The sequence below is a fragment of the Lentimicrobium sp. L6 genome, assembly GCF_013166655.1.
Lineage (GTDB): Bacteria > Bacteroidota > Bacteroidia > Bacteroidales > UBA12170 > UBA12170.
The window spans coordinates 1-17402 of the sequence record NZ_JABKCA010000034.1 but is presented as its reverse complement, the minus strand read 5'-3'; the positions used below and the strand labels follow the sequence as shown (position 1 = coordinate 17402).

Below are 17402 nucleotides of genomic sequence, written 5' to 3'. Positions count from 1 at the left end.
TTCAATAAATATTAAAATGAAAACGCTTATCCCCAGTTTTTTACTCTTGATTATCATGAGCTCTTGTCATGCTCCACCTGAATCCAATATTGAAAAACAGTGGTGGAAAGAAACGGTCTTTTACGAAATCTATATGCCTAGCTTCAAGGATAGTGATGAGGATGGCTACAGCGATTTTAAAGGTATGACTTCTCAATTGGATTATATAGCCTCATTAGGAGTAAGAGGCATCTGGTTGACTCCTTTTTTTCAATCACCAAAAGTGGATAATGGATACGATATCAGTGATTATTTAAAAGTAGACACCACATACGGGAATCTAGACGATTTTAATGTTTTTATAGCGGAGGCCCATAAGCGTGATATCAAAGTCATCATCGACATTGTTGTCAATCATACTTCTACGGAACATTATTGGTTTCAGGAATCTAGGAAATCCAAAGACAATCCCTATCGTGATTATTATATTTGGAAAGACTCACCCAATAATTGGGAATCCTTTTTTGGTGGAAAGGCTTGGGAATACGATTCTATCACTCAGCAGTACTATTATCATAAGTTTGCTAAGGAAATGGCTGATCTGAATTGGCAAAATCCAAAAGTGATGGAAGAAGTACAGTATGTTTTTCGTTTTTGGTTGGATTTAGGAGTGGATGGTTTTAGACTCGATGTGATCAACTTTCTTAGCACAGAAGGCATTACCCTCGATAACCCAATAGATGAAAATGGAAATCAAAGACATATTTATGATCTCGATCAGAAAGGGGTAAAACAAGCCATGAAGACCATAAAAGAAACCGTCAATGAATACGATAATCGCTTTATTGTGGGAGAGATAGGAAGTGATAAAATAGAAGTCCTTAAGCAATATCAAGGAGAAGAATTATTGGATGTGGTGTTTAATTTCAATTTTGGAAGCATCCCCGAGTTTTCGGCACAAAAGCTTTTTGAGGAATTGCAAAGTATGGAAAGCAATATGAGCAATGATCCAACTTTGTTTTTTGGTAGTCACGATATGCCCCGCATGCAGAGCAGGCTGGCAAAAAGCAATCCCGAAAGAGCTTATGCTCTTGCTGTTTTGATGCTGACTGCCAAAGGTGTGCCCTTTATTTACTTTGGTGAAGAGATTGGGATGAAAAACCATATTGCCCATTCTTTTGAAGAAATTAGAGATGTGCAAGGAATCACTCATTATCACTTGGCCATTCAGGAAGGAAAAACAAGGGAAGAAGCTCTTGAAATCGCGAATACACACAATCGGGATAAATCGCGCAGTCCCATGCAATGGAGTACTGACACACTAGCAGGATTTTCAGCTACTCAAAGTTGGATTCCCATAAATCCAGATTATAAAACTCTGAATGTAGCACAGCAAGAAACCGATGAGGAATCCATGCTTTCTAAGTATAAAAAACTAATTGCCTTAAGAAATACTGAAGCAACATTGCAATACGGCGACTACGAGAAATTAACTATTCAGGAGGATTGCATTCATTTTGTAAGAATGTATAATGGTTCCAGAGTTCATGTGCTCATTAATTTTGGAAAGCCATTGGTTTTTGAATTACCTGAAAAAACAAAGGTGCTTCTAGGTTCGTCGCAATTACAAACCGATGATTTTCTTATTTTTAAAGTCTCTGAATAGGAGTCTGCTCAAGAGTAAATATTAAAACTTCACCAACTTTTTCAGGTTTTCTTTTTTATCATTTTTCACTTTGATAAAATATATTCCTCTGGCCCAAGTGTGGCATTCTATATATTGGTTTTGATGAGGTGCCTCTTGCGTTTCTATTATTTGCAAGGAGGAATTATAGATTTCTATTTCCCTTTCTAAATTGGCATTGGCAAAGCGAAGAATAAATGCCGAAGTGGCGGGATTGGGTTCTATCGAAACCTCTTCTGGCAAAAGCATACCCGTATTTACCGATTTCACATCCATTAAATTCTGGCTTCTTGGGTTGGGGAGAATATTGCTTACTCGTTTTACAAAATCAAACTCAAATGACTCAAATGGCTTTTCTTGGCTGACCTGGATTTCTTTATTTGTGCCATCCTCAAAAAAGAGGAGTATATCGTATTTCATGGGGAAGAATTCCGTCTTAGGGGTGCTGCTTTCTTGCTGAGATTCTATTTTGAGTTTCCCTGAAACAATTTGTTGCCAATTGAAATTATAAATGGGATAGCCCTCTCCGTAATACCAAATATTGAAAAACTCCTCAAAGTTTTGTTGACTCAGCTCTTCTAATACTTCTTTGAAATCTTCTCCAGTGGCGGTTTGATAAGCAAAACGAGTTTGAAATTCCTGAAGCACGTAAAAAAACAACTCATCATCCTCTAACAGGTACCTGATCATTTGTATGATGACAGCGCCTTTGTAATAGGATAATCTACCTGAAAATATCCGATCACGATCCTCCAAATATTCATCAGGAACATAAACGCTTCCATCTGGTTCTCGCATCACTACCGATTGCATGGCGGCATTAAAGGCATCAGCAGATTGTTGGTCTACAAGATTTTCTAAACCTAGGTATTGGGTATAAGTGGCAAATCCTTCATTAATCCAGATGTCGTTCCATTGGGCACAGGTTACCTGATTCCCAAACCAAGAATGTCCCATTTCGTGAATGGTTAAGTGGAATTGAAAATCCCTTTGTGTGGTCATGGTTTGATGTTCCATTCCTCCTCCAATTGGACTAATGCAATGACCATATTTCTCGTCAATGAATGGATAGCTTCCGTACTTTTCTTGCAGAAGGTTCATTTGAACATGGGTGCAATCAATCAGCGTTTTTTGAGCTTTATACATGGCAGAATCGGGATAAAGATAATTCAGCATCCAAACCTCTTTTCCTTCTGGTGATGGACTGTAGAAGCTATATTCCATATACTCAGCCAAAGCAATGCTGATGAGGTAATAGGCTATGGGATAACGACTTTTCCATTCATATCTTACTTTCTCATTTTCTAATGCTACTGTATTGGTGAGCAATCCATTGCTTCCAACTTTATTTTTATTCGAGGTAGTGACAAATACCCAAACCGAATCGGCTTTGTCTTCCAAATCTTGTTTGCAAGGCCACCAATCTTTAGAGTAAAAGGGCTCCGATAAAGTCCAGTTTACTCGTGTCCCATGATAAGAATTCGCAGTGTTATATCCTCTTCCTCTATCAGAAATGGCGGTGCCGTTATATTGTATTTCTATTTCAAAGTTGTTTTCCTGAGGAATCTCAATAGGACAAATAATCTCTACGATATCCGTATTTTGATGAATAAATTGGGCAGGTAATTGGTTGACGAGGATTTTAGAAATTTCGAGTTCATGAGTGAGTTCAAGGTGAATAGTATCTATATTGGAAAGGCTTGTGGCTTGAATGATGGTTTTTCCATCAACATAAGTATCATTGGTTTCTAGCGCAAGATTTAGATAATAGAAATGTATGTCAAAAAGATCGTGTTTAGAATAGTCTATCTGAGTAGTGCGTGAATAGTTAAACCCTGATTTGGCATGATGGCAGAAATCTTCGGGCAAAGGAAGCTGGGCTTTAATGCTTCCGCCAAGCATTAGCGGAAACATTATAAGGACCCATATTTTTCTATTAAAACTAAAAGGCATACTTCATATTATTCTTACAAATATATATTAAAGTATTAAGAACGAAAAAAGGAACCCTTTTAGAAGTTTCAAAGATAATCTTGAACAATATATTCTTTGGTTAATTAATATTGGTTTCCTCAAGAGCTCCAATGCTTGTTACGAAACAAACAGGGCAAATATATTGCCTCTCTGTAGTCTGTCACTAAAGGTTCTCTCTATATTTAGCCGGTAAATGGGCTTAGGTGATTTCCCCGATGGGTTTTGACTTATGATAAAAACTTGACATTAACTCAGCTCTCGCATCCTTAGCAAGCGTTCCTTATCAATAATTGAAATCGATTTTCCATAAACCTGTATGGTACCATCTTTGCGCAAGGCAGATAAGGCTCGTATTACATTTTCTTGTGTCAAACCAATATATTGAGAAATCTCTTTTCTACTTAGAGGGAGATCGAATTGATCTTGGAAAAAGATATCATCAGAAAAGTAAAGTAATAAATGAGCAATGCGCCCATATAGCCTTTTTTGGAGGAGGTTTAAGGAGTTGATGATGATTCTATCGGAAGATTTGGTTAAGGTTTGAATCAGGTGCATGGCAAATAATCCATTGCTTTGAATTAAATCGGTAATTTGAGTCAGCTTGAAGCTGCAAATAACACTTGGACGAAGCGCCGTAACCGAATAATTATACTTTGAACTTGAAAATACAGATAGTATGCTCACGAAATCATAGGGTTTTCCAAAGCTAATGATCTGCTCATCTCCATGTTCATTAGTTCTGAATAATTTAACGAGGCCTTCTTTCAAATATAAAAAATCAGAAATATTCTGATCTTGAACAATGATAGACTCCCCTTCTTTATATGCTGTTTCTGTACGTGAATCGCAGTAGTGCTCTACCTGATCCTTATCGATACAATTGAAGAAAAGCATTTTTAAATCACAATATTCACATTGACAAACCATGGTTTCTGTTTAAGAACCAAAGATATATAAACTATGATAAATATCAGTATATGATAATTATCATATGAATAGGACACTTTCCCTGTGATGGACGACCTACATTTGTTAGCACAATAACAAAGCTAAGAAAATGAAGAAACTACTTATATTGGGTGCAGGAACAGCGGGAACCATGATGGCCAACAAAATGAAGAAGGCATTAGATGGGGATGAATGGAAAATTACCATTGTTGATCAACACAAAACCCATTATTATCAGCCTGGATTTTTATTTATTCCTTTCGATATTTATAATAAACACGATGTAATAAAACCTAAATATGATTTCTTCCCAACAGGTATTGAGGTTATCTTTTCAGAAGTTGATAAAGTAATAGGTGAGGAGAATAAGGTCTTGTTAAAAGATGGGAAACAACTGAACTACGATTTCTTGATTATTGCAACAGGAACGCAAACCTATCCTGAAGAAACACCTGGACTTAAAGACAAGCTTTGGTATAAGGACATATTCGATTTCTATACCATAGAAGGAGCAGTGGCTTTGCAAAAGCACCTTAAGTATTGGGAAGGTGGGAAATTGGTCATGTGTATTTCAGAGCTGCCCTATAAATGTCCTGTAGCACCCATAGAATTCGTTTGTTTGGCGGAAGCTTTTTTTGCCCAAAAAGGTATTCGTGATGAAGTCGATATCACCTATGTTACTCCTATGTCTGGGGCCTTCACTAAGCCGGTTGCCAGTAAAATGCTAGGCGATTTATTGGAGGAGAAAAACATAAAGGTCATTCCTGATTTTTATCTAGAAAAAGTGGATAATGAGAACAAGAAACTCATCAGCTATGATGATAAGGAAATTGACTTCGATTTGTTGACCATTGTCCCAGTGAATATGGGAAGCGAGATGATTGAGCGTAGTGGTTTGGGCGATGATATGAATTTTGTACTTACAAATAAAGAGACGCTTCAATCTGTAAAACATGAAAATATTTTTGTGCTCGGCGATGCTGCCAATTTACCCACTTCAAAAGCAGGTTCTGTTGCTCATTTTGCTGCCGAAATCTTATTTGATAATCTCATGAGCGCTATGGAGGGAAGACCATTGATGGCTAAGTTTGATGGACATGCCAATTGTTATATCGAAACAGGTTACGGAAAAGGAGCTTTAATAGACTTTAATTATGATACAGAACCCTTGCCTGGTACTTTCCCTTTGCCCGGAATCGGGCCTTTTGGCTTACTTAAAAACACAAAAATCAATCACTATGGAAAAGTATTATTCCGTTGGATTTACTGGCATATTCTTTTGAGAGGAAAAGAAATGCCCATAGAAGCTCATATGACTATGGCCGGCAAACATAGGGTTTAACAAGGAGGACATCATGACAAATATAGAAATCAATCAACAAATAACAGATCTCAATAAGAAAGTGGATGTTCTGCTCGATTATGTAAATCAGCAAAGGCTAAGTTCTCAAGCAATACAAGATCTCATCAGTGATGTTTCCATCATTGGAAAAGATGTGTATGATAGCACCGTGTTGGAGTTGGACAAGCGCCAAGTGGAAATTAGACCGGAGGAGCTCACTGAGTTAGCGGTCAGTTTTCTAAGAAATATTAACAGTTTCAATGTGATGATGGGTGGCTTTGAATCCGTTATAGATTTATCAAAAGATCTGACGCCTATTCTTACCGAATCCATACTCGATTTTTCTAAACTATTAGCCGATTTTGAGGCCAAAGGATATTTCGAATTCTTTACAAAAATAGCTGAAATAGGAGATGAACTGGTGACTCAAGTGACCCTTGAAGATTTGGAAGAAGTGAAGAGAAACTTGCCAGAGATGGTTCAGATCATTAGGAAGATATCAGATAAAAAAACATTGAAGTTGGTGAATCGTGCATTAGATGCAGTGGATAGTGTGGATATAGAAAATCCTCCGGAAATGGGAATATGGAGTTTAATGAAAAGCCTGAATAATCCTAGCATGCAAAAGAGCTTAGGTTTAGTGGTTTCCATCTCAAAGAATATGTATAAAAATGAATCAAACTAAAATATATTAAAATGGAAAAGAAGAATATAGCAGGAGTAGATATAATGTTTTCTGAGGATGGTTTTTTTGCAGATGCCTCCCAGTGGAATAGAGAAATAGCAGCTGAAATAGCCAAAGAAGATGGTATTATTTTAAGTGATGACCATTACGCAGTATTGGAATATCTGCGCAACGAACATGCGGCAGGAGCACCACTAACCATTAGAAAAGTTGGAAAATCTGGAATCGTTGATATCAAAGGATTATATAAGCTATTTCCTGGAGGCCCATTAAAGCTGTCCTCTAAATATGCTGGAATACCAAAGCCAACAAGTTGTGTTTAATATTTAAAAGAACGAGAAATGGAGAAGCAAGAAAAAAAGCCATTGGAGAAAGTCTTAATCATTTGTGCTAAAGGCTCATTAGAAGATGTATATGCCAGTTTGGTGATGGCCAATGGTGCAGTGATGGAAGGAATAGAAACCAAAATGTTTTTCACCTTTTTTGGTTTAGATGGTATTACCAAGAAATATATGGACAAGCTCTATACCGGAACAACCGGAAACCCCGCGATGCGAATGCCAGGCGGCTTGAAACTTCCTACCATGTTGGGAGGCTTACCAGGAGTAGAGGCAGGTGTTTCGAGTATGATGCGAAAGCAGATGGATGCCTTAGATATGCCTCCTCCAAGTGAGTTTTTGGAGATGATTGCAGCTGGTGGAGGTGAGATATTTGCTTGCAAATTGGCAGTAGAAATGTTCAAACTGACAAAAGAAGATTTCCACGAAGAAGTAAAAGATATTATTACCATAGGCCAGTTTTATGAGATGGCAGATGGCGACAGAACTCAAATTATATTTACCTAATTGAAGATGGGGATTATGTGTTAATGGGGCTCGAGTTTTTTAACTCGGGCTTTTTTTGGTCAATAAGTAAAGGAGCAAGTTTTTCTCTATCAAAATTATCACTTCCTTGTTTTATGATGAATCTCAATAAGTCAGTTATGCTTCCCAATTCTAAACAACAATAGTTTTTATTCAAAAACCATTAGGATTTTAAAATTATGTTCGTAGTTTTGCGAACAACGAATAAATACCATTTATGACAATAGATATTATTACCGACGATCAAAGAAAATTAGCACGATATGCCAAAGCAATCAGTCATCCCATTAGGGTATATATTATGAGTTTGCTTGGGCAACAAAGTTGCTGCTATAGTGGAGATTTATCTGAAGATTTACCCATTGCCAAATCTACTTTATCACAGCATTTAAAGGAATTGAAAGATGCAGGACTCATTCAAGGAAAAATAGAAGCGCCTAAAGTAAAATACTGTGTAAACAAAGAAAACTGGGCAGAAGCACAAGAATTATTCAAAGGATTTTTAAATATATAATCATGGATTTTAACACAATTAAACCAGCCAATAAAGAAATTTTAATTTTAGGGACAGGCTGTGCAAAATGCAAAACCCTAGAGAAACTAACTCGCGAAGTAGTAGCCGAGGAGGGCATAGATGCTCAAGTATCCAAAGTTGAAGATATTGTAGAAATTATGCAATATGGAGTGATGTCAACTCCAGGATTGGTAGTAGACAAGCAAGTGGTGATGAGTGGGAAACTTCCCTCAAAAAAAGAAATTATAGAACTATTAAACAAATAATGTGAATGAAGGCTTGGGAAGCCAATATATTAAATACCAGCCACTAAGACAGAAAGTCACAAAGATATCACGAAGCAAGATGGTATTTCTTCATCATTTGATAATCAGCGCCTTAAAGCTTAGGTGGTAATAAATATTAAAACCTTGATTTAAACGAATATTGAAACAAACAAGAAGCCGTCGAAAGTATAAATCAAACTTAGATTTGTTGAAAATCGAATGTATCTGATTATCGTTAGAGACAGCTTATAACACATTCCTTAAAAAAACAAAAATTAGAAAAATGAAAAGAATCGTAAGTACATTAATCGTATTATTTATTGTTGGAGTCACGAGTATTTCAGCACAATGTGACAAAAAAAATGATATTTTAGCTAGCAGTAAAACATCTTGTTGCTCAAAAGCAAGCACTGGTGAGAAAAAAGATTGCAATACACAGAAGGTTGGAGAAACAGAAGTGATGGCTTATTATTTCCATGCCACTCGCCGTTGTGCCACTTGTGAAGCTGTGGAGAAAACAACTAGGGAAACCCTAAAAAACACTTATGGTGACAAAGTAAGTTTCGTAAGTATCAACCGTGAGGAAGATGAAAACAAAGCCATGGTAGAAAAATATAAAATCAATGCGCAGACTTTAATTTTTGTAAAAGGTGATGACATTGTAGATTTAACTTCAAATGCATTCCTAAATGCAAGAACAAATCCTGAAAAATTGGAGAAGAAAATTAAGTCCACTGTTGACAAAATGCTTAAGTAATCATGGAATTGCTCAATAGTATACTTGAAAACTCACAAATCCCTTTATTATCAGCCTTTATTTTAGGTTTGATGACTGCAATAAGTCCTTGCCCTTTGGCCACCAATATAACAGCCATTGGTTTTATTAGTAAGGATATCGAAAACAGGCGAAAAGTATTTATCAATGGCTTGGTTTATACTTTAGGGAGAGGGATTTCCTATTTTGCTATTGGATTGGTATTTTTCTTTGGAGCCAGTCAGTTCGAAATAGCGGGTTGGTTACAGGAATGGGGAGAGAAACTTTTAGGCCCATTAATGATACTAATTGGTGTTTTTATGTTGGGATTAATAAAGTTGAATATTCCAGGTTTAAGCTCTCTTAACGAGAAAGTTGGAGAAAAAGCTAAAAATAGCTATTGGGGCGTTTTACTTCTAGGGATTTTATTCGCCTTGGCATTTTGCCCTTATAGTGGAGTCTTGTATTTTGGCCTACTCATTCCAATGACCATAAGTAGCGCCAGTGGTTTGTATCTTCCTTTAATATTTGCCATTGCCACAGGAATCCCTGTCATTATTTTTGCTTGGCTTATTGCCTTTAGCGTGGGTTCTCTTGGGAGTTTCTATAAGAATATAAAAATCTTCGAGACTTGGTTTCGCCGCGTCGTGGCCGTTATTTTTATTGCCATAGGAATTTATTATAGCATTATCTTACTTTTTTAATTGATTAGAATGAAAGCAAAACTCCTTCAACTCCAAAACAAATCAAATGGCTGGTTGCTTCCTTTAGTACTATTGCCACTTTGGATCCTCCTCTATATAAATCTGCAAAATATTTCAGATTTCATTACGGAGCAATTATTTGGTTTAGAAACAGGAAAACACCTCACCGAAACCATTCGGTTCTTCATATTCGAAGTTCCTAAGGTAATGTTATTATTGGTTTTGATCATCTTTTTGGTTGGAATCATGCGCTCCTATTTTTCAGCAGAGAAAACCAAGAAAATGCTTGCTGGTAGGTCATTATTCACAGGGAATATTATGGCTTCGGTATTGGGAATTGTTACTCCTTTTTGCTCTTGTTCTGCTATTCCTCTATTCTTGGGGTTCGTGGAAGCAGGTGTACCTCTTGGTGTTACATTTAGTTTCCTGATTGCCGCACCCATGATTAATGAAGTAGCATTAGTGCTTTTGGCCGGCTTGTTTGGTTGGAAGGTAGCTGTGATATATGTGGGTACTGGATTGTTAATTGCCATTTTTGCGGGTTGGATTATTGGAGCTCTCGGCCTAGAGAAATATGTAGCCGATTGGGTTTTTAAGGTAAAAACCAATCAGCAAGCACAAGAGGAAGAGCAGCTGACATTTAACGATCGCATACAGAGTGGTTTTACTTCGGTAAAAGATATTGTTGGCAAAATTTGGATTTACATCATCATAGGAATTGGAGTAGGCGCTGCTGCCCATGGATATGTTCCAGAGGATTTCTTAGGAAGTCTTTTGGGAAAAGATAAATGGTATGCTGTACCAGTTGCTATTCTTATGGGGATTCCTATGTATTCAAATGCGGCAGGAATTATTCCCATTGTAAGTGTATTGATAGAAAAAGGCGTTTCACTGGGCACGGCATTGGCTTTTATGATGTCGGTCATTGCACTTTCATTACCAGAAATCATTATCTTAAAGAAAGTATTAAAATGGCAACTGATAGCTGTTTTTGTGGGTGTAGTAGCCATGGGAATTGTGATTGTTGGATTTATTTTTAATTATTTAATGTGATGATAAAGAAGATTTTTCCTTGGATGGTATTTGTGGCATTATTTGTATTGCTAATTATTGGATTTTCTTCGAAAGATGAAATGAATAAATATGCCTCTTCTATGATGCAAAAGCAAGCCTCTGCCGCAACCATTCATTCAGGGAAAAATCTTATTGATTCGCTATATAATTATACCCAGTCCAATTTGGATTATCAAATGACCTTTCTCGAATTTGGTTCTACGGGATGTTCAGCATGTAGAAGAATGGAAAGCGTCATGCAAACTATTCAAAAAGAATATCCTAATCAAGTTCAAGTGGTATTCCGAAATGTATCGGAAAATGAAAACTTAGAACTCATGAAGTATTATGGAATAGCTTCTATTCCAACTCAGATATTTCTCAATGAAAAGGGAGAAGAGATTTTCAGACATGCTGGATATCTCTCTGTAAATGAAATTAAAAACAAGGTATTGAATAGAATTAATTAAAACGAAATTATATAGTAGGAAATGGCTTGTTTGGATTTTTCCTGATTACCCCAGCCCCAAGGGGTTTCAGTAAAAAGATTATATTATTAGATTTAAAAGAAGGTTTTCTAAAGTATTTGTTCTTAAAAACTGAGATCTGATTTTTTTGGCTCCCCACGGGGAAGGGGCAAAACAAAAAAAATCAATGTTTATTGTAATTTGATAATAGATTAGTAACAAAAAAGAACCTTTACATATAGAGTTAGTTCATAAGATTTGATCGCACATTAAAGAGTTGATATTTATCATTTTAGGGCAAAAAAAGTGATAAATTCTGCATAAAACACAAACAAATGAAAAATAGACAAATAGTATTACTACTTGTTCTGTTCATAGGTTCTCTTCTGGCTTGTGAAAAGGATGATTCCTCTTCTGAAGGGGTTGGGGCTGTTAAATTGATTAGCTTAATGGCTAACGATACTGTATTAAATGCATGGCAAGTAACTAAGGTATTTGCCACTGCAGAAGGACAAAGTTTAATTTATAATTGGGAAGCAGACCATGGAGAAATCAATGGTTCTGGAGCGCAAATTGAGTATATGGCGGGAACTTGTTGTACCGGAACCAATACCATCACTTGTACAGTTTCTAATAGCGAAAACAGCGATTCAAAGCAGATAAAGCTACTCATCTTACCCTTCAAATAAAACGCTATGAAACCTTATATATTATTAGCATTATTACTTCCAATATTTTTCAATTCAGAAGTAAAGGCACAATGCTGTGGTGCTGGGAATCCCCTCAATGGATTTGGTGATGTTTCCGGTATTCAAAGGAAAATGTTTCAAATAAGTCCGTTCTATAAATATAGCTATTCTGATCAATATTACGAAGGCTCCAAAAAAGCGGATGTTTCTCCAGATCAAATGTTTTATAATTTTGTGAGTATAGACATGGCATACGGTCTTTCCAATAGAATGAGTATTCATGGGCAGATAGGTTATTTCATCAATAAAACTAAGCTTTATAATGTGGAGGGATGGAACGACATGACGGGCTATGGATTAGGCGATGCAGAATTTAACTTAAGATATTCTGCTATAAAAAATGTCATCAAAAAGATTGAAGTGACACCAAGTATTGGAATTAAACTTCCTGTTGGTGTTTTTGACCAGGAGGTTGACGATGTGAAACTCCCTATTTCCTTACAACCCTCCTCAGGAAGTCTAAAGTATAATGCCAGTGTATTTATGTCGAAGAGGTTTGAGAAATACTCCCTTTCAGCTAAGGTATTTGCTGAATATGCCAATAGAATACAGTCGGAAAACTTTGATTATAAATATGGCAACCTTTATGTATTATCTATTTATGGCTCTTATAATATTTCTAGAAAGTTAAACACAATGATTCAAATTCAATACGAATCTAGAGATAAGGCTAAGAGAGAAAATAGCCAAATTGTCGAATCCTCAGGAGGTCAAGTTGTATATTTAATTCCTCAAGTAAATTACACATTAATGCAAGATTTGGCGGTTTCAGTAAATGGATATATCCCCGTTTATCGATATATGAATGGCATTCAAATTGCCAATAAATTTTCTGTATCCTTAAGAATAACAAAAAGCTTTAATTTTAATAAATACACCAAAAAAATCATTGATCATGACAAATTCAACTAAATACTATCTATTTATTTTTTCTGTTTTGATTTTATTGATTTCCAAAACAGCCCATTCACAAAGCTTAGAATTATACCATAATGATATCTTGGTGAACAATGATACTATTCTAATGGAAGGTGATGTGATAGCCGATAGTTTGCATACTTATGTTTTTCAAGGCGACACTACCTATTATTATGCTTATGAGGTGGATATTGATATCGATGTAAAAAATATGTCTAACGCTCCAATGGGTGTTCATACCAAGAAAACACACTTGAAAATCATAGCTGGTACTGAGAATTATTTTTGCTGGGAAACCTGCTATGCACCCTACACTTTTGAATCCGTTCATGCCATTGAAATTTCAGGTAACGAAATTATTGATATTTATTCTGCCCATTATAAACCCAAAGGTCAGCTTGGAAATATAATGGTAGCATATACCTTTTTTGATGAGCTGAATCCCAATGATTCTGCTACTGTAACAGTGGAATATAGCATGGACGAAGCTAGTTATATTGTAGAAAACCATCAGGCAGAAAATCTATTCTCAGATGTCTTTCCAAACCCAAGCATCAATACCATCTCTATTGATATTAAAGAAGCTTCTTCAGATAAATACAAACTAAAAGTTTTTGATTTAACTGGAAGGAAAATCCAAGAAAAGGTTTTTGGGCAAGGCCAAACTATTTTAAAAATGGATATTGAGGGACTGTATGGAGGAACTTATATTTATTCAATAAGTTCAGAAGGAAACATTCTGAAATCTGGTAAATTCTTTAAACTGCCATAAATCAATATTATGAGACAATATCTCCTTGTTCTTTTTTGTTTCGTCGTAGCAAGTTCATTTGCTCAACCTGCAGTTAACGATACTGTTCCAGATTTTAATGTGGTTGATGTTCATGGAAATTCCCATCATCTATATTCCTATTTAGAGGAGGGTAAATATGTTTGTATCGACTTCTATGGAACAACATGCGACCAATGTAGGGAGCTGGTTCCTATAATTAGTGAGGTATACAAGTCGTATGGGTGTAACGAGAGTCAATTGGTAGTTCTCGCCATCGACCTTTTACATTATGATGGACAAGTACAGGCTTTTGAGGAAGAATATGGTGGAATATATCCTGCCGTGAGTGGAAAAAACGGAGGAGGTGAAGAGGTTTATAGCGATTGGCAAATACAATATTGGCCGCAATTGGTTTTGATAAATCCAGAAAAAATATTGATATCAAATATACAGCCTATCACACCTGTTTTTATAGATTCAGTATTACAACAGCATCAAATACTAAAAGATTCTTGTGATGCCAATGGAGTAAATAGCCAATTATTGAAAGAGCATGTATCAGTCTATCCCAACCCAAGCTCCGATTTTTTAAATATTGAAGTTTCTGAGCAGTATCCATCAAAAATGAAGATTAAGCTAATCAATCCTCTTGGGAAAATAGTTTTGGAAACCTCTTTTCAGAAGGCTTATTCACTGAATACCTCAAATTTCACAAAAGGCATTTATGTCCTTGAAATAGAATGTGATGGTCAGAGGGCTTACGATAAAATTATTATCAATTAGGATTTTTTCAATTCAAAAGAATATATATTTAGGATTAAAATCACCACCCAATGTTAATTAATCATTATTATGACGTAAATATACGTCACGTTTTGGAATATTATATATATTTGCATCAAATCATTTGAAATGGTACAGAAGAAATCAGAATTATTCGGCAAGGATTTAAGGAAAAAGGCAGATCTATTTAAAGCCTTGGCTCATCCTGCTCGCTTACAGATTTTACAGTTTCTAGCCGAAACCAATACTTGTGTGAGTGGAGATATTTCTGATGATTTACCACTCAGTAGAACCACCGTTAACCAGCACATTAAAGAATTAAAAAAGGCAGGTTTAATACAAGGTCATATAGAGGGAGTTAATACTAAATATTGCCTAAATAATGAAAGTATAATCGAGTTGAAGAAAATCATGCAAGAATTTTTAATGGATTTCGATGCTCACAATAATAAATGTGATTGATATGAGAATTTTAATTTTATGTACAGGAAACAGCTGTAGAAGCCAAATGGCTCACGGCTTTTTACAATCATTCGACAAAAACCTTGAAGTATATTCTGCAGGAACTGAAGCTTCAGGAAAATTAAACGAGAAAGCGGTAAAGGCCATGAAGGAAATTGGTATTGACATTAGTCATCATACATCTGACTCAGTAGATAAATTTATTGGGCAAGAGTGGGATTATGTTATCACCGTTTGTGGTGGGGCCAACGAAAATTGTCCAGCTTTTATTGGAAAAGTAAAGCACCGTCTTCATATTGGCTTCGACGATCCTAGTCATGCCGAAGGTAGCGAAGAATTTATCTGGAGCGAGTTCGAACGAGTAAGAGAAGAGATTAGAGTGGGTTTCCAAAAGTTTTATCAGGAGGAAATAGTTAATAGTTAGAAACTAACAGTGAACAACTAACAGTTAATAGTTAATAGTGAACAGTTAATTTATTAATTGGAGAAAATCGCTCATCAGGCTCCCTTTAGGGCTGGTGCAAAACTGATGAGATAACAACTCACAGTGAATAGTTATTGTGATTTTTGAACCTTGAACCTTGAACCTCGAACCTTGAACTTTAACTTTGAACAAAAAAATAAACATTATGCCATCAAAATCAAGATTAAAATTTTTAGACCGTTACCTAACCCTTTGGATATTTCTAGCCATGGGAATAGGAGTATTATCGGGTTATTTATTTCCAGGATTAGCTGACTTTTGGGAGTCTTTAAAGCCATCTGAAGATAGCACTACCAATTTACCCATTGCCATCGGGCTCATCCTAATGATGTATCCTCCATTAGCAAAAGTTCGATATGATGAATTGGGGGATGTTTTCAGAGATTATAAAGTCCTTGGCTTGTCATTAGTGCAAAACTGGATTATTGGTCCAGTGCTGATGTTTGTTCTGGCCATCCTCTTTTTTAAAGCTTTTCCCGGAGAAAACAATTCCAATCTGCCTTATATGTATGGTATCATTATGATAGGATTAGCCCGTTGTATTGCTATGGTCATCGTATGGAATGATTTAGCCAAAGGAGATCGACAATATGCAGCTGGATTAGTAGCTTTTAATTCCATCTTTCAGGTCTTCTTCTTTGCTATTTATGCTTATGTATTCATTGCGATTCTTCCCGGATGGTTTGGAGTTCCTACCAACGATATCGTAGAGAATATCACCATGTTGCAAATTGCGGAATCTGTGTTTATTTACTTAGGAATACCATTTATTGCCGGCTTTTTGAGTAGAAAAATATTGACTTCTTGGAAAGGAAAAGACTGGTATGAGCGTAAGTTTATTCCCAAAATAAGTCCTTTGACTTTAGTCTTCCTTCTTTTCACCATATTTGTGATGTTTTCTCTAAAAGGAGAGCTCATCATTAGCATCCCTTTCGATGTGGTATTGATAGCCATTCCTTTGGTCATTTATTTCTTAATCATGTTCTTTCTCTCTTTCTTTATGAGTAAGAAAGTAGGAGCTGATTATGAAAAAAGTACTACGCTATCTTTTACTGCAGCCAGTAATAATTTCGAATTGGCCATTGCGGTGGCGATTGCTATTTTTGGAATGAATTCAGGGGAGGCTTTTGCCGCAGTTATTGGACCACTCATTGAAGTGCCCATAATGATTGCTTTGGTGAATGTGGCCTTGAGGTTTAAGACCAAGTATTTTTAGAGAATTATTAATCGAAAGATTGATAGTTTTTCCAAATACTTAAATTGGAAAACTCTGGTTCGCTTTTAATGGTTTCAATATCTAAAGGTTTTGAGAATATAGATATTGTTTTATCACCACTTACATCTCCATATTTTGTTAAATCGAGATTGATAGTTCCGATATCACCAAGGAAGCCTGTGCCTGAATAAAAGCGCATTGTAATTTTGCTCTTGCCTTGGTGTTTAGAATCTCTTTGGTCATAAAATATAATGTTCATGGTTTGGATTTCGCCCCAAGTCATTTTATTCATGAATCCTAGCTCTTTGGTTTCAATAAGCTTACCCTTATTCAAAACTTCAATTCTAGAGATGAGGTTATTACAAATTCCAATTAATATCTGATCAATATTGGAATTGTCTTTAATTCTAATTTCTTGCCCATAAAACTCCTTATTGGTATTTCTTGTGGAGCTTTGCTGAAAATTCATAACACTCTTGAAACTTCCCAATGCTGTATTTTCTGTTTCTATTTTTGATATGGAGATGGCTTCTATCTGTTTCGTATTCTTTATGTTGAAATCAGGTTTGGGCTCACTGATGATAAATGCCGAAATAGTAAGTAGAAGAATAAAGCTTAAGCTGATAGTAAGAAATGTTTTTATACCTTTTTTCATCATGGAAAGTGTTTTTACTAAAACTATCTTTGTTACTAATCAGTCAAGTATCAATTTACTGTAGTCGCCCATAATAAATGATTTTTTTGTTTTGCCCCTTCCCCATGGGCATTAGCGTTAACTTAAGCTG

General features: G+C 35.8%; 21 protein-coding genes. 18 read left to right on the top strand and 3 right to left on the bottom strand.

Features of this window, described 5'->3' with window-relative positions; all coding sequences use genetic code 11:
• Positions 1 to 16: 16 nt before the first annotated feature.
• Positions 17 to 1645 (top strand): alpha-glucosidase, encoded by a 1629-nt coding sequence (locus HNS38_RS09995; protein ID WP_172283352.1) that lies wholly within the window; start codon positions 17 to 19, stop codon positions 1643 to 1645.
• 21 nt (positions 1646 to 1666) lie between these two features.
• On the opposite strand, the gene HNS38_RS09990 is transcribed toward HNS38_RS09995, so the two are convergent.
• Both HNS38_RS09990 and HNS38_RS09985 read right to left on the bottom strand, forming a co-directional pair.
• Positions 1667 to 3577 carry a M1 family aminopeptidase gene (locus HNS38_RS09990; RefSeq protein ID WP_172283354.1) on the bottom strand — a complete coding sequence of 637 codons (1911 nt, stop codon included), beginning with the start codon at positions 3575 to 3577 and terminating at the stop codon, positions 1667 to 1669.
• 306 nt (positions 3578 to 3883) lie between these two features.
• Positions 3884 to 4564 carry a Crp/Fnr family transcriptional regulator gene (locus HNS38_RS09985; protein ID WP_172283356.1) on the bottom strand — a complete coding sequence of 227 codons (681 nt, stop codon included), beginning with the start codon at positions 4562 to 4564 and terminating at the stop codon, positions 3884 to 3886.
• A 130-nt stretch (positions 4565 to 4694) separates the two neighbouring features.
• On the opposite strand from HNS38_RS09985, the gene HNS38_RS09980 reads away from it, so the two are divergent.
• The 17 genes from HNS38_RS09980 to arsB all read left to right on the top strand — a co-directional run bounded on the left by HNS38_RS09980 (position 4695) and on the right by arsB (position 16617).
• Positions 4695 to 5927: an NAD(P)/FAD-dependent oxidoreductase gene (locus tag HNS38_RS09980; RefSeq protein WP_172283358.1), complete on the top strand. Its 1233-nt coding sequence runs from the start codon at positions 4695 to 4697 to the stop codon at positions 5925 to 5927.
• 13 nt (positions 5928 to 5940) lie between these two features.
• On the top strand, positions 5941 to 6612 hold the full coding sequence (locus HNS38_RS09975) for a DUF1641 domain-containing protein (protein WP_172283360.1): 672 nt from the start codon (positions 5941 to 5943) through the stop codon (positions 6610 to 6612).
• Between the two features lie 11 nt (positions 6613 to 6623).
• Positions 6624 to 6935 (top strand): TusE/DsrC/DsvC family sulfur relay protein, encoded by a 312-nt coding sequence (locus HNS38_RS09970; RefSeq protein ID WP_172283373.1) that lies wholly within the window; start codon positions 6624 to 6626, stop codon positions 6933 to 6935.
• A gap of 18 nt (positions 6936 to 6953) precedes the next feature.
• On the top strand, positions 6954 to 7457 hold the full coding sequence (locus HNS38_RS09965) for a DsrE/DsrF/DrsH-like family protein (RefSeq protein WP_172346383.1): 504 nt from the start codon (positions 6954 to 6956) through the stop codon (positions 7455 to 7457).
• A gap of 235 nt (positions 7458 to 7692) precedes the next feature.
• Positions 7693 to 7989 (top strand): helix-turn-helix transcriptional regulator, encoded by a 297-nt coding sequence (locus HNS38_RS09960; RefSeq protein ID WP_172283377.1) that lies wholly within the window; start codon positions 7693 to 7695, stop codon positions 7987 to 7989.
• 2 nt (positions 7990 to 7991) lie between these two features.
• Positions 7992 to 8255: a thioredoxin family protein gene (locus tag HNS38_RS09955; protein WP_172283379.1), complete on the top strand. Its 264-nt coding sequence runs from the start codon at positions 7992 to 7994 to the stop codon at positions 8253 to 8255.
• 283 nt (positions 8256 to 8538) lie between these two features.
• Complete coding sequence (locus tag HNS38_RS09950) at positions 8539 to 9012, top strand: nitrophenyl compound nitroreductase subunit ArsF family protein (protein WP_172283381.1); 474 nt, start codon at positions 8539 to 8541, stop codon at positions 9010 to 9012.
• 2 nt (positions 9013 to 9014) lie between these two features.
• Positions 9015 to 9713 (top strand): aromatic aminobenezylarsenical efflux permease ArsG family transporter, encoded by a 699-nt coding sequence (locus tag HNS38_RS09945; RefSeq protein WP_172283383.1) that lies wholly within the window; start codon positions 9015 to 9017, stop codon positions 9711 to 9713.
• Between the two features lie 9 nt (positions 9714 to 9722).
• Entirely contained in the window at positions 9723 to 10766 is a 1044-nt protein-coding gene (locus tag HNS38_RS09940) for a permease (protein ID WP_172283385.1), read from the top strand.
• Complete coding sequence (locus tag HNS38_RS09935; RefSeq protein ID WP_172283387.1) at positions 10766 to 11236, top strand: co-chaperone YbbN; 471 nt, start codon at positions 10766 to 10768, stop codon at positions 11234 to 11236. Before HNS38_RS09940 ends, HNS38_RS09935 begins: the two co-directional genes overlap by 1 nt.
• 332 nt (positions 11237 to 11568) lie before the next feature.
• Positions 11569 to 11922, top strand: a complete 354-nt coding sequence (locus HNS38_RS09930; protein ID WP_172284711.1) for a hypothetical protein — start codon at positions 11569 to 11571, stop codon at positions 11920 to 11922.
• A 6-nt stretch (positions 11923 to 11928) separates the two neighbouring features.
• Complete coding sequence (locus HNS38_RS09925) at positions 11929 to 12894, top strand: hypothetical protein (protein WP_172284712.1); 966 nt, start codon at positions 11929 to 11931, stop codon at positions 12892 to 12894.
• Positions 12878 to 13672 (top strand): T9SS type A sorting domain-containing protein, encoded by a 795-nt coding sequence (locus tag HNS38_RS09920; RefSeq protein ID WP_172284713.1) that lies wholly within the window; start codon positions 12878 to 12880, stop codon positions 13670 to 13672. The genes HNS38_RS09925 and HNS38_RS09920 overlap by 17 nt, the downstream gene beginning before the upstream one ends.
• A gap of 9 nt (positions 13673 to 13681) precedes the next feature.
• The gene (locus HNS38_RS09915; RefSeq protein ID WP_172284714.1) at positions 13682 to 14455 is read left to right on the top strand and encodes a T9SS type A sorting domain-containing protein; all 774 of its coding nucleotides are present in this window, start codon (positions 13682 to 13684) and stop codon (positions 14453 to 14455) included.
• Between the two features lie 129 nt (positions 14456 to 14584).
• On the top strand, positions 14585 to 14917 hold the full coding sequence (locus tag HNS38_RS09910) for a helix-turn-helix transcriptional regulator (protein WP_172284715.1): 333 nt from the start codon (positions 14585 to 14587) through the stop codon (positions 14915 to 14917).
• Between the two features lies 1 nt (position 14918).
• Entirely contained in the window at positions 14919 to 15341 is a 423-nt protein-coding gene (locus tag HNS38_RS09905; RefSeq protein WP_172284716.1) for an arsenate reductase ArsC, read from the top strand.
• Between the two features lie 205 nt (positions 15342 to 15546).
• Positions 15547 to 16617, top strand: a complete 1071-nt coding sequence (gene arsB, locus HNS38_RS09900) for an ACR3 family arsenite efflux transporter (protein ID WP_172284717.1) — start codon at positions 15547 to 15549, stop codon at positions 16615 to 16617.
• A gap of 7 nt (positions 16618 to 16624) precedes the next feature.
• Here arsB and HNS38_RS09895 read toward each other — a convergent pair whose 3' ends face one another.
• A complete protein-coding gene (locus HNS38_RS09895; protein WP_172284718.1) occupies positions 16625 to 17275 on the bottom strand; it encodes a hypothetical protein in 651 nt (216 codons plus the stop codon).
• Between the last annotated feature and the right edge of the window lie 127 nt (positions 17276 to 17402).